At 69.6% G+C, this 22,085-nt stretch carries 15 protein-coding genes; 5 read left to right on the top strand and 10 right to left on the bottom strand.

The features are described from left to right. Positions 1–264 precede the first annotated feature (264 nt). Genes AC1DYP_RS23260 through AC1DYP_RS23245 form a run of 4 tightly spaced genes read left to right on the top strand, consistent with a single transcriptional unit; the run spans position 265 to position 3,392 of the window. A complete protein-coding gene (locus AC1DYP_RS23260) occupies positions 265–717 on the top strand; it encodes a toxin-activating lysine-acyltransferase (RefSeq protein WP_477035623.1) in 453 nt (150 codons plus the stop codon). Between the two features lie 10 nt (positions 718–727). After that, a complete protein-coding gene (locus tag AC1DYP_RS23255) occupies positions 728–1,312 on the top strand; it encodes a hypothetical protein (RefSeq protein WP_477048337.1) in 585 nt (194 codons plus the stop codon). Continuing rightward, the gene (locus AC1DYP_RS23250; protein ID WP_477048336.1) at positions 1,309–2,880 is read left to right on the top strand and encodes a TolC family outer membrane protein; all 1,572 of its coding nucleotides are present in this window, start codon (positions 1,309–1,311) and stop codon (positions 2,878–2,880) included. The genes AC1DYP_RS23255 and AC1DYP_RS23250 overlap by 4 nt, the downstream gene beginning before the upstream one ends. Beyond that, complete coding sequence (locus AC1DYP_RS23245; protein WP_477048335.1) at positions 2,877–3,392, top strand: hypothetical protein; 516 nt, start codon at positions 2,877–2,879, stop codon at positions 3,390–3,392. Before AC1DYP_RS23250 ends, AC1DYP_RS23245 begins: the two co-directional genes overlap by 4 nt. A 181-nt stretch (positions 3,393–3,573) precedes the next feature. On the opposite strand, the gene AC1DYP_RS23240 is transcribed toward AC1DYP_RS23245, so the two are convergent. The 5 genes from AC1DYP_RS23240 to AC1DYP_RS23220 all read right to left on the bottom strand — a co-directional run bounded on the left by AC1DYP_RS23240 (position 3,574) and on the right by AC1DYP_RS23220 (position 11,889). After that, the gene (locus AC1DYP_RS23240; RefSeq protein WP_477048334.1) at positions 3,574–4,578 is read right to left on the bottom strand and encodes a FecR family protein; all 1,005 of its coding nucleotides are present in this window, start codon (positions 4,576–4,578) and stop codon (positions 3,574–3,576) included. Continuing rightward, a complete protein-coding gene (locus tag AC1DYP_RS23235; RefSeq protein WP_477035618.1) occupies positions 4,568–5,089 on the bottom strand; it encodes an RNA polymerase sigma factor in 522 nt (173 codons plus the stop codon). Before AC1DYP_RS23235 ends, AC1DYP_RS23240 begins: the two co-directional genes overlap by 11 nt. Positions 5,090–5,164: 75 nt before the next feature. Then, positions 5,165–8,086, bottom strand: a complete 2,922-nt coding sequence (locus tag AC1DYP_RS23230; protein WP_477048333.1) for a TonB-dependent receptor — start codon at positions 8,084–8,086, stop codon at positions 5,165–5,167. 119 nt (positions 8,087–8,205) lie between these two features. Continuing rightward, positions 8,206–9,099, bottom strand: coding sequence for a metallophosphoesterase (locus AC1DYP_RS23225; protein ID WP_477048332.1), 894 nt, complete (start codon positions 9,097–9,099; stop codon positions 8,206–8,208). A gap of 81 nt (positions 9,100–9,180) precedes the next feature. Next, positions 9,181–11,889, bottom strand: coding sequence for a TonB-dependent receptor (locus AC1DYP_RS23220; protein WP_477048331.1), 2,709 nt, complete (start codon positions 11,887–11,889; stop codon positions 9,181–9,183). Between the two features lie 176 nt (positions 11,890–12,065). Here AC1DYP_RS23220 and AC1DYP_RS23215 point away from each other — a divergent pair, with 176 nt between their 5' ends. Further along, positions 12,066–12,644, top strand: a complete 579-nt coding sequence (locus AC1DYP_RS23215; RefSeq protein WP_477048330.1) for a hypothetical protein — start codon at positions 12,066–12,068, stop codon at positions 12,642–12,644. Between the two features lie 12 nt (positions 12,645–12,656). Here the strand turns inward: AC1DYP_RS23215 and AC1DYP_RS23210 are convergent, their stop codons facing one another. From AC1DYP_RS23210 to AC1DYP_RS23190, 5 genes are all read right to left on the bottom strand, one after another. Further along, entirely contained in the window at positions 12,657–15,638 is a 2,982-nt protein-coding gene (locus AC1DYP_RS23210; RefSeq protein ID WP_477048329.1) for a TonB-dependent receptor, read from the bottom strand. Between the two features lie 89 nt (positions 15,639–15,727). Continuing rightward, on the bottom strand, positions 15,728–16,723 hold the full coding sequence (locus tag AC1DYP_RS23205; protein ID WP_477048328.1) for a FecR family protein: 996 nt from the start codon (positions 16,721–16,723) through the stop codon (positions 15,728–15,730). A 56-nt stretch (positions 16,724–16,779) separates the two neighbouring features. After that, positions 16,780–17,295: an RNA polymerase sigma factor gene (locus AC1DYP_RS23200; protein WP_477048327.1), complete on the bottom strand. Its 516-nt coding sequence runs from the start codon at positions 17,293–17,295 to the stop codon at positions 16,780–16,782. An 82-nt stretch (positions 17,296–17,377) separates the two neighbouring features. Then, positions 17,378–20,173 carry a TonB-dependent receptor gene (locus tag AC1DYP_RS23195; protein WP_477048326.1) on the bottom strand — a complete coding sequence of 932 codons (2,796 nt, stop codon included), beginning with the start codon at positions 20,171–20,173 and terminating at the stop codon, positions 17,378–17,380. A gap of 134 nt (positions 20,174–20,307) precedes the next feature. Next, positions 20,308–22,080 carry a Ca2+-dependent phosphoinositide-specific phospholipase C gene (locus tag AC1DYP_RS23190; protein ID WP_477048325.1) on the bottom strand — a complete coding sequence of 591 codons (1,773 nt, stop codon included), beginning with the start codon at positions 22,078–22,080 and terminating at the stop codon, positions 20,308–20,310. Positions 22,081–22,085: the final 5 nt, after the last annotated feature.

Genomic DNA, 22,085 nt, shown 5'->3' with positions numbered 1-22,085 from the left:
TGCTGCAGCAGATGCTGCTGCGCCAGGCCATGGCCGGGTTCGGCGGCCAGGCCGGCGGCTCGGCGGCGATCTGGAACCGCGACGCGGCCCAGGCCTCGGCCGTCCTCGGCGCCGCCGCCCAGACCGCCACGTCCCCCMCCCGCAATCTGGCCATGGCGTCCTGACGCGATCCTGCTAGGACGCTTGCACCAGGGTCCCACGACCCGTTCTTTGTTCCTTCCGCCCGGCCAAGCGCCGGGCGGATCCAGTCTTGGAGTTACGATCATGGCCGACGGGGCCAACGGACAAGCGGCGGCGCCGCAGAAGACGGTGTCGCAGGTGCTGGGCGAGATCACCTGGCTGATGACCCAGTCGCCGGTTCACAAGTCGCTGTTCATCGGCGATCTGGAATGGTTCGCCATGCCGGCCATCCTGCTGGAGCAGTTCCGGATCTGGAACGGACCCAACAGTCCCGCGGCGGTGGCCTTCTGGGCGTTCGTCTCGGACGACACCCAGGCGCGGTTGGAGGGGGGCGCCCACAAGCTTCGTCCCGACGAATGGAAGAGCGGCGAAAATCCGTGGCTGATCGAACTGGTCGCCCCGTTCGGCGCGGCCGACGAGATCCTGGCGGACCTGTCGACCAGCATCTTCGCCGGCGCGCCGTTCAAGTTCCACAATGTCGGCCCTGACGGCCAGCGGCGGGTCAGCGTCTATCCTTCGCCGACCGGCGAGGGCTGAAAGGGCGTCCGTGGTTTTCGTTTCCGTCGCCCTGGCCGGGGCCCTCCTGGGTTGGCCGTCGTTTTCCCCGCCGCATGTCTCCCTGCCGCATTCCATCGAAATCCCCACCGAAGGCATGCGCCGTCGGGCCGGCTACAAGGTCCGGACCAAGGCCTATCATCTGGCCGGCTGGGACATGCGCATCGAGCATGACGGGTTCACCGGCCAAACGCGCTGCCGGCTGTTTTCGCCGTCCGGCCTGGGGCAGGGGCGGATTTCCTATGCGAGCGGCGCCCTTGGCTTTCACCTGGATGACGACCGTGACGTCGCCGCGGCCTGGTACAGCGTCGACGACGCCGCGCCCCGGCCGTGGCGCGACGACTATCCGGTCCTGATCGCCCGACGCGTGTCGCTGGAGGGCGGCAGTCTGGCCAATCCGACCGGCGGGGTGGTGCTGATCCCGCAAGAGATCCTGACCGGCGCCCGGACGGTGACGATCCGCGCCGATCGCGGCCGTACGCCCAAGCGGTTCCACCTGAAGGGCTTCGAACAGGCCCTGGCGGCGGCGCGCGTCAATGGCTGTTCCGACGCGGCGTCCTTCGTGCGCGCATGGTGATCGGCCGACGTCGATGGGGTCTGGCCGCGGCCGGCCTGCTGACCCTGGCCGGCCCTGTCCGGGCCGACACCCTGGTCGAGGCGATCGCTCGCGCCTACCAATCGAACCCCACCCTGCAGAGCCAACGCTATGAGCTGCGGGCGCTGGACGACGCCTATGTCCGCGCCCATGCCGGTCTGAGACCCTCCGCAGAACTGCAGATCACCGGCGACTACGCCGACAACCGGGCGGGCGACGCCACCCAGGCCCTGCGGCTGGTCGCCGATCCGCTGGCCGGCCGCCGCCTGGAAAGCAACCAGGGTCAGGCCCGGGTCGTGATCGAGCAGCCGCTCTACAGCGGCGGGCAGGCGAGCGGCGCCGTCGACCTGGCGGCCTTGCGCATCCGCGCCGGCCGCGAGGCCCTGCGCGGCGCCGAGGGCGACCTGCTGCTGCAGGTCATCGCCGCCTATGCCGACGTGCGCCGCGACCTGCAGAGCCTGGCGGTTCGCCGCGCCAATCTCGCGGCCCTGGAGCGTCAGCTGGACATCACCCGGGCGCGGCAGGTGGCCGGGGAGGTGACCCGCACCGACGTCGCCCAGGCCCAGGCGCAGCTGGAGGCGGTCCGAGCCCAGATCGCCCTGGCCCAGGTCCAGTTCCAGGCCAGCCGGGCCAACTACGCCGCCCTGGTCGGCGAGGACCCCGGCGAACTCGAACCCGAGCCTCCACTACCTCTGCCGCCCGGCGATCTCGAAGCCGTCTTCGACCTGGCGCAGGCCGACAATCCCGATCTGACGCAGGCCATGCTTGCCGAGCAGCAAAGCCGTCGTCAGGCCGACCTGGCCAAAGGAGCCGGCCGCGTCGCGGTTTCGGCGCGCACCAGCTACGGCACGACGGGCGAGCTCGCGCCCTTCTACGCGCAGGACCAGGATGTCGCCTGGACGGCGTCGATCTCCATCACCAAGCCGCTCTATGCGGGCGGGGCCTATCAGGCCAGCTATCACGAGGCGCTGAACCGCAACGGGGCCGACCGGCTGCGCATCGAGGCGGCCCGCCGCCAGGTGATCCAGAACGTGCTCTCGGCCTGGAACCAGGCCGCCGCTGCCCACGCCAACATCAAGGTCCAGCTGGCTCAGATCGCCGCGGCCCAGACGGCCTTCGACGGCATGAGCGAGGAGTTTCGGGTCGGCCAGCGCTCGACCCTCGACGTCCTGGTCGCCGAGCAGAACCTGCGCGAGGCGCAACTGGCCCTGCTGGGGTCGCGTCGCGACGCCTATGTAGCCGAGGCGGCCCTGCTGCGGCAGATCGGCCGCCTGGAGGTCCGCGCCCTGGCCCGGGGCGCGCCGCTCTATGATCCCTCGTCCCACCTGCGGGCCGTGAAATCGAACGGCGCCGTCCCCTGGGAAGGTTTGATCGCGGCCATGGACCGCACCTTCGAGGCGAAGGCCGCGCCCATGCGCCTGGAACAACCCGCCACGCCGTCGCGACCGCCGACCCTGGTCGAGGGGCGAGCGGAGCCGGAAGCCGACCGCCCCCTCGGCGAACACAGCCGATCGACGCCCATACCCGGAACCGTAGGCTACGAGAGATGACGAGGCGCGCTCTGCTCATGGCCGTTCGCGGGGTGGCGCTGACGGGCCTCTGCGTCGGTCTGGGAGCTTGCGTCACGGTGCGGGAGACCGCGCCCGCCGACCTCGGCGTGCTGGAGACCGCCCTGACCGAGCCCGTCGAAGACCTGCGGAGCCAGGCCGACGCGGGGCGGGCCGGCGCTCAGTACGCCCTGTCGGTGCTTCACGCCTACGGCGTGCGCGGCGCGGCCCGTGATCCGGGCCAGGCGGAGCGCTTGCGCCGCCGGGCGCTCGCCGCCCGAGGCTCGACGCCGATCACCACCTACATCGCCGGCCTGCACGGCAAGCCGGGCCGCGTGGCGACCATCTATACCCCGCGCTACGAACTGGGCGCCGTCCAGGCCATGCGGATCGACCAGTGCGTCGCCGTCCTGGCGCGCGGCGACGACAGCCCGGCCGGGGTCGACGCCTGCGCGGGGCCTGAAACGCTCGCGCGGTTCAGGGTCCTGTGGGCAAAGGCGAAATCCGGAGACTGATCCGCCGCGAACCGCCCTGTTTTCAGGCATGGCCTGGTTCAACAGGGGCGGCGACGCTCGCGGCTCGTTGCGCGCGGGCGAGATCGGCGAGGCTTGAGCTTCGCGCCATGCTTCGTACGCCTTACGGCCGCGCCGACCCAGACCGCAAGACGCATCAACTGGCTGGACACGTCTGGGCCGGCTAGGTCCGCCGTTCGGATCGAGCCGGTGAGGGCGGCGAGCCGAGGTAGGTGCGGGGGCCGGCCTTCTCGACCTTGAGGTCGAGGAGGGCCGTGATCATCGCCAGGGCTTCGGTGGGCCGGTCCAGCTTGAACCGGCCGGTGACCCGGAGCTCGCCGACTCGGGCGTCGCGCAAGGTCAGGGCCTGGGGGCTGTAGCGGTTGAGCCGGGCCACCACGTATTTCAGCGGCATGCTCTCGGCTTCGAGCCAGTCGTCGCGCCAGGCGTCGTAGCTGTCGGCCCCAAGGCGGCCGCGGCTGGACGTGTGGTCGGCGGCCAGCAGCAGCCATTCGCCCTGGCGCAGCACGCGGGGCGGGGCCGAGCCTTGCGACACCCGGACGACGCCTTCGAACACCCGGACCTCGACGGCGTCGTCGACCTTGTCGACCTCGAACACCGTCCCGACCGCCGTCACCTTGGCGTCGCCGGCCATGACGTTGAACGGACGGCGGGGGTTCTTGGCGACCTCGAACACCGCGTCGCCGCGGCGCAGATAGATGTCGCGGGCGGCGCGGCTGTAGGCGACGCTGGCGTGGCTGTCGGCGTTGAGGCGGACGGTCGAGGTGTCGCTGAGCACATGGTCCGCCCGTTCGCCCACGGCGGTGGCCAGCTCGATCGGCGGCGCGACGCGCTCGGCGGTCAGGCGCGCGGTCAGCACGCCGCCGCCCACCAGGACCACCAGGCCGGCGGCGATCAGGCCGAGGCGCGACCAGCCGCCCGAAGCGACGCGACGGCGCGGGGCGAGGACGGTCGGCTCGCCCGGCTCGGCGCGCAGGCGGTCGACCGCCTCAAGCAAGGCGGTGTCGCGCAGGGTGTGGCGAAGCGCGGCGAAGGCCGCCGCGTGGTCGGGCGAGGCGTTCAGCCAGGCGGCCAGCTCACGGCGCTCGGCGTCGGACAGCTCGTCCAGCCGGTCGGTCCAGTCGGCGGCCTCTTCCATCACGCTCAGGTCGTTGTCGTTAGCGCTCACGAGACGCCCCCTTCCAGTCGGCGGCGTCGCCGTTTGCTGCGTCCATCACCCCGGCCAGTTCGGCCATGGCGCGGACCAGATGCTTCTTCACGGTTTCCAGGTTCAGATCGAGATCGTCGGCGATCTTCTGTCGCGACTGTCCGTCCACGTGCCGGCGGACGAACACCTCGCGGCGGATCGGCGACAGACGGCGCAGGGCGGCCTCGAACACCGCCACCCGCTGCTTGTGCTCCAGCACCTCGTCGGCCAGGGGCAGGTCGCAGCCGTAGTCGGCCTCGCCCAGGCCTTCCTCGCGGCGGTCGCGCCGGGCCTGGGCGTAGATCAGGGAGTCGGCCACGCGATAGGCGTAGGCCAGCGGCTGGACGATGTCCTGCTTGCGGCTCTGCTCGATCACCATCAGCAGGGTCTGCTGGAGGATGTCCTCCGCCCGCGACGGGTCGCCGTGGCGGCGGGCGATGTAGCCAAGGAGCTTGCGTTCATGGGGTCTCAACTCCGCCAGGGGGTCGATCATCGCGTTTCCACCGGGCCGTGCGCCGCCTCGTAGGATCGTAGAGGCGCGGGGAGGGCGATCGGGGACAGGCGCGCGTCAAAATTCATAGGAAACGCCCAGAGTGACCGTGCGGCCGTTGCGGGTGCGGGCCAGCAAGCGGTTGGCGGCGATGTCGGTGAACTGGTCGATCGCCTGGTCGGTGAGGTTCAAGCCCTCGACCACCACCTTGAGGCCGCGCCCGGCGTTGAAGTGGGCGGCGGCGTCGATGTTGTTCATGGCGTGGAAGCCCGTGCCGACATTGCCGTTGCCGCCGGCCCCGTCGAGATAGGTGTCGCGATAGGCGCTGGAGACCCGCGCGCCCCACCGGGCGCTCTCGTAGTAGAGCGTGGCGTTCCAAGTCCAGGGCGACAACTGGAAAAGGTCCAGCGGGATCGACTTGCCGTCGATGATCACGCTCGAGCGTCCGTGGGCGTAGGTCACGTTGCCCACGAAGCCGAACTTGTCGAAGGGGGCGGGCAGGAAGTCGAAATCGCGCTGCAGGGCCAGTTCGACGCCCCGGATCGAAGCCCCGTCGCCGTTCACCGGGCGGACGACGTTGTACATGATCGAGCCGGTCTGGCCCGGATTGAGGAACTGCAGCGGATAGCCCGTCGAGCCATAGGGCACGGTCTCGCCCTCGGAGGTGATGAACGAGTCCATGGTCTTGTGGAACACGCTGATCGCCACGGCCCCGACGCGGCCTTGGTAGAGCTCCAGCGACGCCTCGACCGAATTGGCCATGAACGGCCGAAGATCGGGATTGCCGGCCGTGATCGTGCCGCCGAACGGCGCGGCGTCGACGCTGGCCGCGGCCCGCAGGTCCGAGAGGTTGGGCCGGCTGATGTCGCGATTGGCGCCTATGCGCAGGACGAGGTTCTCGTCCAGGTCCCAGGCCAGGTTCGCGGCCGGCAGCACGCCGTCATAGCGGTGGGTGATCAGGGCCGGCGCCAGGGTCACGCCGTTGCTGGCCATGCCGGCCGAGGTCAGGCGCGTGTTGTAGTAGCGCAGGCCCACGTCGGCCCGCAGGCGCCGCCCGGCCACCTCGCCGTCGAACTGGTACTGGACATAGGCGGCGGCGGTCTTCTCGGTCAGCGAATAGTCGGAGCCGGGCTGATCGTCGGCCTCCGACAGATCGCGCTTCTGGCCCAGCAGGGCGTAGACCGCGTCGACGTCGCCGACCACGTACGGGATCAGCGAGCGCTGGTCCGAGACGAACTTCATGGAGGCGGGCAGGATGGGCGTTCCGTCGTAGTCGACCCGATTGCGGCGCTGATAGCCGTCGTTGCGGAACAGCTTGTACTGGACGCCGGCCTTCAGGGTGGATCGCGGGCCCGCCGTATAGAGCAGGTCCAGCTTGCCGGTCGTGAAGGCGTTGATGATCTCGTCCTCGCGGGTGTCGGCCCGCATCAGGCTCCAGGCGTCCGGATCGGTCGGGTCGAAGCCATAGGTGTTGACCCCGTTCCGGCCCGGCCCGCGCAGGTCGAAGGAAAAGGCCCTGTTGCTGGCCTGCAGGAAGACCTTGTCGAACACCGGGCCTTCGAAGTCCGAGCGCGAATGGCCGATCATGCCGCTGACCTCCAGGGCGTCGGTCAGCCGCGTGCGGCCGTTGACGGCGATCTGGGTGAAGACCGTGGTGTCGATCGAATGCTTGTGCTCGCTGCGCAGGTCGACGCCGTCGAAGGCGGCCTGGACCATGTCGCCGCCGCGAATGACCACGCTGTTCAGCCGCTGGGTCCCGATCACGTCGCCGGTCAGGCCGTTCTTGCCGGCCGAGGCCAGGGAGAACTCGTCGCGGTCGTTGCTCAGCCGGCCGTAGAGCAGGTCGACGTCCAGGCTGGTGTCGGCGCTGGGGCGGTACTGCAGGGCCAGCGTGATCCCCAGGCGCTCGCGATGATCGAACCAGATGGAATAGGTCTGGGCCTGGGGCGCCTGCACGCGATCGGCGCCCTTGGCGTTGACCAGCCGGTCGCGGTCGGCGGCCGAGACGCCGGGGCCGATATTGGCGGCCGCCACGTTGATCGGCGTCCAGCCCCAGTTGCGATAACCGTACTCGTTGACGTCGCTTTCGCTGTAGGCGGCCGAGACCAGCAGGCCGACATCGCCCCAGCGGTCGGAGATCAGGCCCGCCAGGCGCGGCGTCACCCCGTCGGTGACGCTGTTGGCCAGGGCCTTGGCCGACAGGGCGGCCTTGAAGCCCGTGTAGTCGAACGGCTTGGCGGTGTGCAGCTCCACCGTGCCGGCCACGCCGCCTTCGTCCTCGTCGACCGCATAGGCCTTGCGCACGGTCACCCGGTTGAACAGCTCCGAGGCGAAGATGCTGTAGTCGAAGGCCCGCGTGCGGCTGACCGAGCCGCGGTTGTCGAACCCCGAGGCCGTCGAGGCCGAGACCTCCATGCCGTTCAGCTGGGTGCGCGTGAAGTCGGGGCCCAGACCGCGCAGGGCGATCTGGCGGCCCTCGCCGGCGTCGCGCGAGATGGTCACCCCCGGAATGCGTTGCAGGGACTCCGCCAGGTTCAGGTCGGGAAAGGCGGCGATGTCCTCGGCGACGATGACGTCCTGCGCGCCCAGGGCCTGGCGCTTGAGGTCGCGGGCCTGGACCAGGCTGCCGCGAAAGCCGGTGACGACGACCTGCTCGACCTCGACCGGGCCGGCGTCGACGGGCTCCTCGGGGGCCGGCGCGGGGTGGACCTCCCAGGGACCGGCCTCGCCCAGCACGTAGCCGCCGGCCACCGACTTCATCCGCAGGCCTTCGCCGCTGATCAGCAGGGCCAGGGCGTTCTCCGGCGGCAGCAGGCCCAGGACCCGCCGTCCGCGCTTGCCGCGGATGTCGACGAAGGTCATCACCGGCGCGTCGGCCTGCTGGGAGAAGGTTCGCAGGGCGTTGGCCAGGTCGCCCTGGCGGATGTCGAACCGTCGGGGCGCGGGGCGGGTCTCGGCGTGCGCGGCGGCGGTGAGAAGCGGGACGGCGATCAGCGCCAAGAGCGACGGCCGGGTGAGCAAAACCGCCTTTCGCCACCCCATGTTTCGTAGTCGATCATCACGTTACGCCCGGTGCGTCTCCTAGCCGGATCGCATGTCAGTTATTTGAAGCTTCGCCTTTAGCGGCGCAGCTTCAGCCGCAGGTTGGGTTGCCGTCCAAATCCGGTCAGCTGCAGGTGGTCGGCGTGGAAATCGAGCACCGCGTAGGCGGTCTGCTCAGTGTCCAGCATGCCCTTCAGGTTCACGCAGTGCAGGCCAGCCGTCTCGCCGTAGTTGCCGTCGTGGTTGTGCCCGTTGATCCAGACCTTGGCGGCGCGATGACGGACGACCAGGTCGGTCACCTCGGCGGCGTTCCACAGGTTGTGCGGGTTTTCCGGGAAGATCGGGAAGTGGCAGTAGAGCGCGGCCTTCAGGCCCCGGCGCTCGGCGTCGGCCAGGGTCTGGTCGATCCATTTCAGCTGGGTCTCGCCGATCCCGCCGTCCCAGTCGGGCGCGCCGGCAAAGCGCTCGCGGTGCAGGCGCTGGCTCAGCGCCAGTTCGGGGCTGCCGGCCGGCCAGCCGTATTCGCTGAGGTCGTTGCCGTCGAGGGCCAGGAACACCCAGCCCCGGGTCTCGAAACTGTAGTAGCGGGCCGGCATGCCCAGGCGGGCGGCGACCAGGGCCTTCTTGTCGTCGTCGACGGAGAAGTCGTGATTGCCCAGCACGAACCGCCAGGGATGGCGCAGGGCGTCGAGCGTGGGTTGCTGGGCGTCGAAACTGGCCCAGCCCTTGTCGATGAAGTCGCCCAGGTGGACCACGTGGTCCAGGTCCAGGGTGTTGAAATGGTCGACGGCGGCCCGCAGCTTGCCGGGCGAGCGGCGATACATCCGTGCGCCGTTGTCGTCCTGATCCGCATACTGACAGTCGGCGATGGCGCCGACCCGCAGAAGTCTGGAAGCGGCGAGGGCGGGGGACGTCGACAGGGCCAAGGCCGAGGCCAGGAAGGCGCGCCGGTCGAGAAGGGATCGGGCCAAGGCGGCCTCCGATGTCTGGATGCGAAAATCCCGTCCGGCGCGCAGGGGGCGACGCGCCGGACGGGTCCTCCGTCGACGGACCTAGAACTCGTAGGTCGCGCCGATCAGGATGGTCCGACCGCTGCTGGTGTTCACGGTCGTGCGCTGGGCCGTCACGTCGGTGTACTGAATCGAGTGCTGGTTGGAGAGGTTGATGCCCTCCAGCGTCAGCTTCAGCCTCGGCATGACGTTGTAATGGGCGGCGAAGTCGATGTTGTTGGTCGCCTTGACGCCGTCGCCGATGTTGCCGTTGCCGCCCGCGCCGGTCAGGTACTTGTCGCGGTAGGCGCTGGAGAGGCGCATGCCCCAGGTGTCGGTCTCGTAGTAGATCGTGGCGTTGGCGCTGTACTTCGACAGGTTGATCAGGGGCAGGGTGACCCAGGCGCCGCTGATCAGGACCGGCGAGGAGCCGTCGGCATAGGTGCCGTTGGCCACGACGCCCAGGTGGTCGAACGGGGCCGGCAGAAAGTCGAAGTCACGCTGGAACGCCATCTCCAGGCCCTGGATGTCGGCGCCCGGCCCGTTCACCGGACGACCCACATTGTAGAGGATCGAACCGTCCTGGCCGGGCAGCAGGAACGACAGCGGGAAGCCCGTCTGCGAATAGGGCATGATGGTCGTCTGGGTGGTGATGAACGACTTCAGCTTCTTGTAGAAGACGCCGACCGAGAAGAACCCGACGCGGCCGTCGTAGAACTCCAGCGAGCCCTCCATCGAGTCCGAGGTGAACGGGGTCAGGTTCGGGTTGCCGGTGCTGATCGTGCCGCCGAAGGGGGCGGTGGTCAGCGAGCCGGCGGCGGCGAGGTCGCCCAGGGCCGGGCGGCTGATGTCGCGGTTGGCGCTGAAGCGGGCCACCATGCCGTCGTTGATGTCCACGGCGACGTTCAGGGCCGGCAGCACGCCGTCGTACTTGTGCTTGATCGACACCGGCTGGAGGCTGGTTCCGGTGTTCAGCATGCCTTCCGAGGTCAGGTCGGTGGAGTAGTAGCGCAGGCCGGCGTTGGCCCGCACGCCCTTGCCCAGGATCGTGGTGTTCAGGTCGTACTGCAGGTAGGCGGCCTGGGTTTCCTCGGTCACCGTGAAGTTGGTGCCGGGGGTGGCGTACTTGGCGCCGGCGGCCTGCAGGTCGCGAACCTGGCCGATCAGGGCGTAGACCTGGTCGACGTCGCCGACGACGTAGCCGCCCAGCGTCTTGAACGGCACCGTCAGCTTGAGGTTGTCGGGGATGTCGATGTTGGCCGGGACGTTCCGGAACTGCTTGTCGCCCCACTGGGCGCCGCTGTTGACGAACTTCTTGTACTCGACCCCGCCCTTGAAGGTGGAGGTCTCGTTGGCGGCGAAGACCGCGTCGAACTGGGCGTTGGTGTATTCCGAGGAGATGCGGTTCTCCTGGGTGTCCATCCGCATCAGGTCCCACTTGCTGGGATCGGTGAGGCCGGCGTCATAGGTGTTGACCGGCATTTCGGGACGGTCGTCGAAGCTGAAGGCGTGGTTCTTGGATTCCAGGAACACCTTGTCGAAGACCGGCAGGCTGTAGGTCGACTTCGAATAGCCGACCAGGCCCTTGAGCAGCAGCTTGTCGGTCGCCTGGTACGAACCGTTCAGGGCGGTTTGGTAGAACTTGGTCTTGTCTTCCTCGCGGTTGAACTCGCTGCGCAGGTCGACGCCGGTGTAGCTGGAGGCCACCAGGCTGTCGCCCTGGATCACGGCGGTCTGCATCACCTGGGTGCCGGTGATGTTGCCGGTCAGGCTGTTGATGCCCGAGGTGGCCAGGGAGAAGTTCTGGCGGCTGTTCTCCAGCTGGCTGTACAGGGCGTCGAAGCCGAGTTTCAGCTTGTCGCCGGGCTCGTACTGCAGCGACAGGGTGGCGCCCAGGCGTTTGCGGCGGTCGTACCAGGTGGAATAGGTGTCGGCCTGCGGGGCGAAGATGGTCGGGGTGGCGGCCGTCAGCTTGGCAGCGTCGGCGGCGCTGACGTCCGCGCCGATGTTGGCGGGATTGGCGCGGATCTTGCCCCAGTTGAAGCTGCGATAACCGAACTCGTTGGAGTCGTTGACGCCGTAGGCCACCGAGGCCAGGGCCCCGAAGTCGCCCCAGCGGTTGGAGATCAGGCCGACCACGCGCGGCGTGACATGGTCGTCGGCGTTGCTGTTCTGCTGGGCCTTGGCCGACAGCACGGCCTTGAAGCCCTGGTAGTCGAACGGCTTGGCCGTATCCAGCAGGACGGTGCCGCCGATGCCGCCTTCATCCTGTTCGGCCGCCAGCGACTTCTGCACGGTGACGCGGTTGAACAGTTCCGAGGCGAACAGGCTGTAGTCGAAGCTGCGGGTGCGGCTGACGCCGCCGCGGTTGTCCATGCCCGAGGCGGTGTTGCCCAGCACTTCCATGCCGTTCAGCTGGGTGCGGGTGAAGTCGGGGCCGAGGCCCCGCAGGGTGATCTGGCGACCTTCGCCGGAGTCGCGCGAGATGGTCACGCCGGGCACGCGCTGCAGCGATTCCGCCAGGTTGAGGTCGGGGAAGGCGGCGATGTCCTCGGAGACGATCACGTCGACGGCGCCGACCGCGTCTTGCTTCAGGTCGCGGGCGTGGGCCAGGCTGCCGCGGAAGCCGGTGACGACGACCGTCTCGACTTCATCGGCGGCGGGCTGGGCCGGCGCGGCGTCAGCGGCCAGGGCCTGGCCGGCGGCGACGGCCAGCAGGCCCGTCGCCAGCATGGTGGTGGTCATCCATTTGGATTTCGCGAGAGTGCGCATGGTCTATCCCCGATCGATCGCTTTCGGGGACCATCCCGAGGCGCCGTCGGGAGGGGAGAGTTTCGGGCCGCGCGTTCGGGGACCGGGTTTTATGTGAAGTGTTTTTGACAGCCGCGTGCGACTGACGCGCTCGGTGATCCGTTGCTACTAAGGCGTGCAACGCGCAGGACGATCTCATGCCGGAAACCATGACAATCCTGGACAAGGCCGTGTCCGTCGACTTCCTGATCGGAGAGGCGCCGCCCTTCGTCATGGACCGGAAAGCTCTTCTGGGCGGCCTGGCGGAGGTCGCGCACCTGATCAACGCCACGGCCTGGACGAACGAGCAGCGCGCCACGTTCAACGCCCTGGAAAAGATCGTCTTCTTCGAGGGGGTGATCAAGGTCAACGGCTACAGCATGGACCGACCCTGCTGCGACGAGGACGACCGGATATTCTATTGGGAAGCCAACGAGTTCCTGGCGAACACCGACCGCGCGGTCCGCGCCCACACGCTGTTCCACGACTGTTTCCACATCACCCAGTACTGGCGGAACAGGACGTTCGCCAACGGCGAGGACGAGCGCGTCGCCCGCGAGGTCGAAGCGATCGACCGGCAGATCGAGGTCGCCACGCGGCTGGGGACGCATCCGACTTACATAACCTTCCTGACGAACTTCAAGAACGACCAGGAGCGCTTGAAAAGGCGGCTCGCGGAGGGTGTTCGGATGCACCACGACAAGGACGAGATCCGGCCGCCCACCTTGCAGGCGTGAGGCTCGTCGCGGCTACATCCGCACCCTGAAGCCCAGGCCGAAGGCGCGGCCGGCCCGGCCGATCTGCAGGGGCCGCCCTGGTCGCCCCTCGAAGGCCGCCTCGGTGGTGTCGGTCAGGTTGCTGGCCTCGACGAAGATCGCCATCGACCGGCCCAGGTCGTACGAGCCCGCGACATCCAGATAGCCCGCGTCGGCGACGACGAAGCTGGACACGCCGCCGCCCTGCATGTCGGCCTCCGAGCCGAACGACGAGCGCCAGGTCCAGGAGAGGTGGGCGTGCAGACGGCCGCGCTCGACGAACGGGCTGATCGAGTAGGAGAGGTGGGAGACGCCGTTCAGGCGCGTGCGCTCGCCGGTGGCGCGGTTGCGGGTCTCGGCGTCGATCAGGGTGGCGCTGGTCCACACGCCCAGCCCGCCCGTGAAGCGTCGGCTGAAGGCGATCTCCACGCCCGACACCCGGGCGCGGCCGGTGTTGCGCGGGCGGGCCATCATCACCGTGGCCGTCACCGGCGGGCCGGCGCGGGTGGCGAAGGCCAGGCGCTCGGGGCTGGAGGTCTGGGTGATGTAGTCGTCGATGGTCTTGTGGAACACCGCGAGGCTGAAGCCGCCGAAATCGGCGAACTCGCGCTCCAGCGAGGCATCGAGATTGGTCGAGATGTAGGGCTTCAGATCGGGATTGCCGCCGACGCCGCTGAACAGCGTGTCGGGCGAGGGATGGTCGACCTCGGCCTGGCCGCGCTCGTAGAGGGTGGAGACCAGGCTGCTGGCCGGGATCGTGGCCGAGCGGAGATCGGCCAGGGACGGACGGGTGATGCTGCGCGAGGCGGCCAGGCGCAGACGCCAGGTCGGGTCCAGTTCGATGGCGAGATTGGCGCTGGGCAGGGCGACCAGATAGGCGCCGCCGTGTTCGACCGGATGCACCTCCAGCATGCCCGTCGGGGAGACGCCCAGCAGCGAGCCTTCTACCCGCGTTCGGGTGCGGCTGACCCGCAGGCCCAGATTGCCCGAGGCCGGCCGGCCGGCGACGGCGGTGGCGAAGTCCAGGCGGCCATAGACGGCCGAGATCTGTTCGCCGACCTCGTAGGAGTTCTGCAGGTCCGCGCCGGTCGGACGCAGGTCTTCGGCCTGGACGATCACCGTGTCGGCCTCGCCGGGCAGGACGAACGCGGCGCGGAAGGCGGAGAAGTCGACGGCCTTCCAGGGGCCTGTGCGCGCGGCGATCAACCCGCCGAAAACGTCGCCCGGCGTGCGGACGTCGAAGAAGTCGGGCGTGACCACCGCGCCGGGCCGCAGGACCGCCTCGCGGTCGCGCCGCTGATAGTCGCGGCCCCGGTCGCTGAACTGGGCGCCGAGGTCGAGGCGCTCGAAGCGCAAGGGTCCGAGATCGACGTCGACCGGGCGCTGGCCGGCCAGCAGGGCGGTCCGGTCGTGATCCTCGACATTGGTCGCCCGCACGCCATAGCGCGAATAGGTCAGGGCGCGTGGATCGGTCAGGTCGAAGCTGGTGTCGAGGACCGGCACGTGGCGCTCCTCCACTAGGTCCGGGCCCAGGTCGAAACGATAGGCGACGCCTTCGGGCGACTCCGCCGCGATCCGCTGCAGCGGCGTGTCCAGGCCTGAGCGGGCGCGCGACCAGCTGATCCGGGGCGACAGGCTCCAGGCGCCCAGGCGGGTCTGGGCCGACAGGTTCAGCGACAGGCTGTCATGGGCTTGGTCCGAGATCTCGGTGTTGTTGCTGAGCTGGCCGGCCGTCAGCCGCGCGGCGGTCATCACCCCGTCGGTGACCACCAGGCTGGACGGATCCAGCGCGGCGGTCGCGGCCCGGTCGCCCACCTCGTAGACGATCCGGTCCTCGCGAATGGTGTTGTCGAAGCGCGAGGCCAGGGCGTTCAGTTCGACCGTCGTGTCCGGCGCCGGCCGCCACTCCAGGCCCGCGAAGGCCGTGGCGCGGCGGCGTTTCTCGCGCTCGACCGTGGTGCGCAGATCGTTGGGCGTGAGCACGACGCGGCCGCCGATCTGGATGTCGCGCCAGCGCTGGATCTGGAAGCGGTCGTAGCGGACCTCGCGGGTCTCGGTGGAGACGCCGCCGACCACGCCCAGCGCCCCGTCGTTCCGCCGCCAGCGGCCCGACAGCGCCAGGTCGGGCGAGACCACGCCCGAGCGTTCCTCGATATGGCCGTCCAGCCGCGCCGACAGATACGCCGGGCCGTCCAGGCCGCGCACCGTGCGGATGTCGATATTGGAGCCGATGCCGCCGTCGATCAGGTCGGCGGTCGGCGACTTGGCCAGCACCGCCCCCGCCAGCAGGTCGGCCGACAGGGCCCGGAAGCGGAACTGCCGGCCGCTTTGGGTGGAGTTGCGGATGTTCTCGTTGAAGGCCACCGGCGCGCCGTTCAGGGTCACCGACTGGAAGAGCGGCCCCAGGCCCCGGACGCTGACGAACTGGCCTTCGCCGACCTCGCGCTCGATGGCCACGCCGGGCACGCGCTGCAGGGCCTCGGCCAGGTTGGCGGCAGGCAGTTCGCCCATCCGGCCGGCCCAGACGGAATCGATGATCGCGTCGGCCCGCCGCTTGGCGATCAGCGAGGCCTCGATGCCGTCGGAGAAGCTGGCCGTCACGGTCACGGCCTCGACCTCGGTGGGGTCCGGATCGGCGGGCGCGGGACGCGGCGCGGAAGGTGCGGGAAGGGCCTCGGCCCAGACCCGGACCGAGCGCTGGTCGATGATCTCGTGGCGCAGCCCGGTCCCGGCCAGCATCCGTTGCACGGCCGTCTGCCAGGGCATGACGCCGTCGACCGGGTTGGTGCGATAGGCGCGGCCCGGCTCGACTACGAAGGCGAAGGCGCAGCCGCCTTTCAGACACAGCGCCATCAGGCCGGTGCGGGCGTCCTGGGCGGGGATGTGGAAGGCGGGGGCGGCGCCGGCGGGCGACGCGGCGACGACCAGCGGAACGCCGGCGGCTGCGATGACGGCGAGCGCGCGACGAGACGGCATGTGACGACGAACGGAGCCCCCTGCGCACCTGGGGGGCTTGGTATCGCGGCTTGATGACAGACTTGCGATGCCAGGCCGCGATGGAGCCGTCAGCGCGCCTCGATCGTCACCTCGCCGGGACCGGTGCGGGTCACGCCGATCGGCAGCAGGCGGTCGGCGCGGGCGATCACGGAGTCGGCGCCGTCCAGCGGGAAGATGGCGGTGACCCGGCGACGGCCCAGGGCCGGATCGGCGATCCGGATCCGGGTCTGGGTGTAGCGCGACAACTCGGCGACGACGTCGGTCAGGGCGGCGTCCTGGAAGATCAGCCGGTGCTCGCGCCAGGCGGCGGCCTGGGCCGGATCGACGCGGGCTTCGCGCACCAGCGGCGCGCCGGCCCGGTACGAGACCTGGTCGCCCGGCTTCAGGCGCGCGGCGTCGCGCAGGGCGTCGGCCTGGCCGGGGCGGACGCGGCTGACGGCCACGCTGCCCTCCAGCACCGCCACCCGCGCCTGGTCGCCGCGCAGGCCGGTGGTGAAGTGGGTGCCGGTGACGATCACCTGGCGATCGGCCAGGGCCACCTGGAACGGATGGGCCTTGTCGTGGGCGACGGCGAAATAGGCGGCGCCCTTGTCCAGCGCGACCCGACGCACGGGACCGTCCAGGCGGGCGCGCAGGGTGGTGGCGGTGTCCAGGGTCACGTGCGAGCCGTCGGCCAGCACGATCTCGCGGATTTCGCCAACGGCGGTCTGGTAGGTCGCGGCGCCGGTCATGGGATCCCCGGCGGGCCAGACGGCGATCACCAGGGCGGCGGCGGCCAGGCCGCCGACGGCGGGAACCAGCCAGACGGCGCGCGGACGGCGGCGGGCCTTGGCGGCGCGCGGGATCATGTTCAGGTCGCCGACGAACTCGGCGCGCAGGGCCTGGCTGTCGCGGGCGGCCGCCTTCAGGGCGCTGTAGTCCTCCAGGCGGCGCGGATCGGCGTCTAGCCAGGTCTCGAACGCGTCCAGGTCCTGGGGCGAGACGTCGGGCCGGCCCAGGCGCACGGCCCAGTCCTCCGCCGTGCGCGGCTGGCGTTCGAAGAGGCGGGCGAGGCGGTCGAGCATGTCGGACGGGCGGCCTTCCGGGGAGGGACTTGTTTTCTCAACGATCGGGGGACGCATTACCTCAGGTCCTCCCGCGCGGCTTTCAGCCGTCGGAGCGCTTCGGCGAGATGCTTTTCGACCATGCTGACCGAAACGCCCAGGCGTTCGGCGATCTGCCGATAGCTCAGGTCCTCGAAGCGGTGCAGCAGGAAAGCATCGCGGCAGCGGGGCGGCAGGGCCCGGATCGCCTCGGCGATGCTGGCCAGGTCCTGGCGGGCGATCGAATGGCGGTCGGCGGCGGGGGCGTCGCTGGGCGCGGCCTCCCAGGCGGCCGTCACGGCGTCGGCGTCCAGCCAGGCGACCCGCGCGCGCTCGCGGTTCGTGGCCTTCCACTGGTCCTTGAGCAGGTTCTTGGAGATGACGAAGAGCAGGGGGCGGGCGTCGACGTCGCCGGCCCGGTGACCCGCCCGATGGAAGCGGGCGAAGGTCTCCTGGACCAGGTCCTCGGCGTCGTCCAGCGGCTGGCCGCGCCGCTGCAGGTAACCCACCAGTTCGGCCCGCAGCTTGGTGACGTCGGTGGAATGCGGGGTCATCAGCACGGCCCGCCCAGGCGCGCGGAAACGCCCCCTCCGGTGAAGGAGGGGGCGCGGGCCGTGGTCATGTCGATCGAACGGATCAGAAGGTCGCTCGCAGTCCGAAGTTGTAGCTGGGGCCGTATTCGTGGATCTGGAACAGCTGGTTCTCGTTGCCCTGGTACACGCCTTGGCGCTGGTCGGTGATGTTGGTGCCTTCCATGAAGACCTGGAATTGCTTGTTGAGCTTCCAGGAGGCGCCGACGTCCCAAGTGCCGAAACCGTCGGCCATGATGGCGGCGTTCGGATCGGTCACGGCGTTCGAGCCGGGGCTGATGTTGCCGTTGGCCGCGAATTCCGAGCGGAAGGTGTAGCTGAAGTGGATCTCGAACGGGCCCTTCTCGAAGAAGGGGCTGATCGAGTAGCTGGTGTCGGAGACGCCCTGCAGCTTGGCCTTGGTCGTGCCGGCGGCGGTCTGGATCTCGCCCTCGCTGTCGGTGAACGTGGCCGAGGCGGCCAGGCCCAGGCCGAAGTCCAGCTTGTAGGACGCGCCGAACTCGACGCCCGAGATCTTGGCGTCGCCGATGTTCTGCGGCCGGGTGATCAGCAGGTCCGAGGTCAGGGTCTGGCCGGTGCGGGTGGAGAACACCACCGTCTCGGGACGGGCGATGGCGCCGATGAAGTCGCTGATGTCCTTGTGGAACGCCGCGACCGAGATCCCGCCGAACTTGCTGAAGTACCATTCCAGCGAGGCGTCGAAATTGGTCGAGGTGTAGGGCATCAACTCCGGATTGCCGCCGACGCCGACCTTCGAGCTGGCCGAGGCCTGGTCGAGGGCCAGTTGGCCGCGCTCGTAGACGTCCGAGATCAGCGAGCTGTTGGGCACGGTGGCCGTGCGCAGGTCGGCCAGCGACGGACGCGTCAGGCTGCGCGAGGCGGCCAGGCGCAGCAGCAGGCCGTCGTTCAGCTCGACCTTCACGTTCAGGCTGGGCAGGAACTTGTCGTACGAGCCCTCGAAGGTCTTGGGCGTGATCACCGTGGTCACCGCGCCGCCGGCGCCGGTCGTTGCGGTCAGCAGGGTGCCCTTGACGGTGGTGTCGGTCGACACCCAGCGGACGCCGAAATTGCCCGAGATCGACTTGCCGCCCAGCAGGCTTTCGAAGTCGGCGCGGCCGTACAGGGCCCGCACTTCCTCGCCGACATAGTAGGACTGCTGCATGTCGGCGCCGGTGGCGACCAGGTCGTCGGACTGCGGGGCGGTGCCGTCGTATTCGCCGTTGGGCACGACATAGGCGTCCATGAAGCGGGCGCGGTTGAAGCTCAGCCACGGGCCGATGCCGTTTTCGATCGTCTTGTCGAAGACGTTCGAGTTCAGGCGGTAGTCCATGAAGTTGGCGTCGATGACCACGCCCGGGCGTATCGCCATCACGCGGTCGCGGCGCTGATAGTCGCGGCTGCGATCGGTGTACTGGCCGCCGACCCGCAGTTCGCCGAGGCGGAAGGCGTCGTTGCCGAAGTCCAGCGTGCGCGCCAGGTCGAACAGGCCCGTGGTGTCCTTGTCCTTCGAATTGGTCGGCCGGATGCGGTAACTGGAGAAGGTGGTCGAGGTCGGGCTCAGCAGGTTCAGGTTGGTGTTGACCTTTTCCACCGACAGATCGCCGACCGGATCGTCGCCATAGGCGAAGCTGTAGGTCAGGCCCGGGGCGTTGTCGGCCGTGCGGCTTTCCAGGCGCTGCAGCGGGGTGTCCAGGCCGCTGATGGCTTCGGAGTGGCTGATCGACGGCTTGAAAGTCCAGCCGCCCACCGCGTAGTCGGCCGCCAGCTTGACGAAGATGTTCTCGTGGTTCTGCTCGGAGAACTCGGCGTTGCGGCTGACGCGGCCGCCGTTGATCGTGCCGCCGTAGAGGACGCCGTTCTTGATCACGGCGCTGCCGGGGACAAGGCGGGCGGCGAAATCGGCGCGACCGCCCCACTCGAAGCCTATCCGGTTCTCGTCGATCTTGTTCTTGAAGTTCGAGTACAGCGTGTCGAGCGTGACCGACAGGTTGTCGTTCGGCTTCCACTGCAGGCCGCCCATGGCGCTGAGGCGGCGGCGCTCCTCGTGCTCGAGCGTCAGGGTGAGGTCGTTGGCCACGTTGACGGTCTGGCCGTCGATCACGCGCTTGGTGTAGCCGAAGCTCTGGAAGCGATCGAACTGCACGTCGCGGGTCTGGTACGAAATGCCGCCGACAACGCCGAAGGTGCCTTCGGCGTTGCGCCAGGCACCCGACAGCGAGGCGTTCGGGGTGGGCTCCTCGGTGCGGTTCTCATAGTGGCTGAAGACGCGGGCCGAGACGAACGGGTCGGTGTTCAGGGCGCTGGCCAGGCGGATGTCGATGTTCGAGCCGATGCCGCCGTCGATCATGTCCGGGGTCGGGGTCTTGGCCACGACGATGGCCGAGATCAGGTCGGCGGGGATGACGCGGAACTGGAACTGGCGGCCGCTCTGGTCGGAGTTGCGGATGTTTTCGTTATAGGCGATCGGCGAGCCGTTCAGGGTCACCGCCTGGAAGTTGGGGCCCAGACCCCGGACGCTGACGAACTGGCCTTCGCCGGCTTCGCGCGAGATCGACACGCCGGGCACGCGCTGAAGCGCTTCGGCGACGTTGACGGCCGGGAAGTTGCCGATGTCCGAGGCCGAGACCGCGTCGCTGACGCCGTCGCCGTTGCGCTTCAGCAGCAGGGCGTCCTTCAGGCTGTTGGTGAACGAGCCCGTGACGACGATCTCGTCGACCTGGGTGGCGTCGGCCCCCATGCCTTCTTTTGGGGCGGCCTGGCGGGCGTGGGCGGCGCCGGCGGCAAGGGCGGCCACGGCGACGGTGGACAGCAGCAGGGCGGTCCGCCGGCTCTGGGCGTTCATTCGATGCATCTTCGTTGATCTCCGCGGATCGTCAGGGTTCCGACGGTCGTCGCGCGTCGGGCGCGCCCCTCCGAACCGATCAACGACAGCCCCGCTCACCCCCTCAGCGGCGCCGTGCGGATTTCACGAAACCTTCACGGCCGGACCGCCGCCGGGGCCTTGGCGGGGACTGGGGCGAGGGCTGCGTCGACCTCGGCGCGGGCGGCCTGCATGTCCTGCTGGAAGAAGGGCGAGACGTGCTCGGCGGCGTAGATCACCGCGCCCGACTGGATGCCGGCCTCGGCGGCGCTGACGCTGTGCGAGCCGCAGATCCAGCGGCTCTCGGCGTATTCCCGGCCGCGGACGTAGAGGGCGTCGGCGCGGCTGGGCGCCAGTTCGGCCAGGATCATCGCCACGTGCATGCCGTGGGCGGAGTGGCCGGACGGATAGTCCGGATTGCCGGCCAGGTGATCGGACTTGGCCTCGCAGATCGGCGCGTCCTTCTTGTCGAGATAGGGGCGGCGGGTCGACCAGTGCGTCTTGGCCACGCCGACCACGGAGCGATCCTCGCCGGACCGGTCCAGCAGCGCGGCCAGGATCGGGGCCGAGGCCGGTGTGAGGCGCACGCCCAGCGCGTCGGCGAAGTGGTCGAACATCGAGCCGTCGACATCCGAGGCGGCCAGCTTCCAGCGCGGACTGTCCTTCAGCGACCGGCTCTGGTCGAAGATGGCCGCGTCGGCGACAGCGCGAGGCGAGCCGGGGGCGGGCGGGGCGGCCAGGATCTTGGTCAGGTCGGGCCGCGCCTCAGGGGCCAGATAGCCCTTGGCCGGCGCGCCGGGCAGGGCTTCCAGCGGACCGCCCGGGCAGCGCTCGGCGGCCCGCACGGGATTGCAGACGGCCACGGCCCCGCCGGTCAGCCGCACCGTGTAGCCGCCGGCGAAGCGCGGATCGGCCACCATGTAGTCGGTCGAGACGTATTGCGCCCCGCTGGTCAGGGCGGCGGTGCGTTGCGAGACGTCGTTCCGCCGTGCTTGCCAGGTGTCGGCGTCGGCCCGGGTGCGCACGATGAAGCCGGCGCGGACGGCGGCGGCGATGCGCTCGTGCTGGCCTACGGGATCGTTGAGGGTCAGGTAGGCGGCGGCCGCCGAGGTCTCGTCGGTGTTGACGAACATGGCCCGGCCTTCCAGCGATTTGCGGGCGCCGCGATACATCGCCACCTTCTCGGGGCTCTCGTCCAACGCGATGAACACCTTGCCGCGCGCCTGGTCCAGGGTCGGCCAGCCACCGGCCAGCACTGCCTCGCGCAGGGTGGGCTTGCCGCCCCGCACCTGGTCGGGGGTGATCAATTCGGCCTCGGAGAACACCGAGCGGACCTCGGCGTCGAGCGCGTCGAACGCCTTCTCGTCATAGGGCAGGGCCGCCGCGCCGCCGGGCTGGCTGGCCGGACCCTCCTTGGCGTTGATCAGGATCAGGATCGGCGCGTGCTCGGGGTGAGCCTTGGACCAGGTCCGCACGACCGTCAGGCACTGGACGAAGGTCAGGCACGACGAGCGGAAGTCGACGTCGGGCATGTGCATGACCTTGTAGCCCGGCTGAGCCATGGCCTTGGCGAAGGCGGGCGAGGGGACGATCCCGCCGCCCAGCGCGGTCATCGGCCTGGCGAAGCGGCCGCCTTGCGGATCGCGCACCACGTCGATCTCCAACTGCCGCGCGCCCAGGTCCAGCGCCTCGTTCAGAGGGCGGTGGCCGTAGTCGAGACCCAGGGGCGCCTGGCCGGCGGCCGCGACCATGGCCGCCATCTCGTCGGCGGGCACGGCCAGCTTGTAGCTGTTGTGCGTGCCGACGGCGGCGATGTCGTTCATCTTCAGCGGTTGGGCGGCGCCGGCGGGCGCGAAGGCGAGCAGGACGGAAAGCGGCAGGCCGAGCATGGGAT

The organism is Caulobacter sp. P1_D6 (assembly GCF_056406095.1).
Note: the sequence above shows the minus strand (reverse complement) of the source record. Positions and strands in the feature narration are given on the sequence as shown.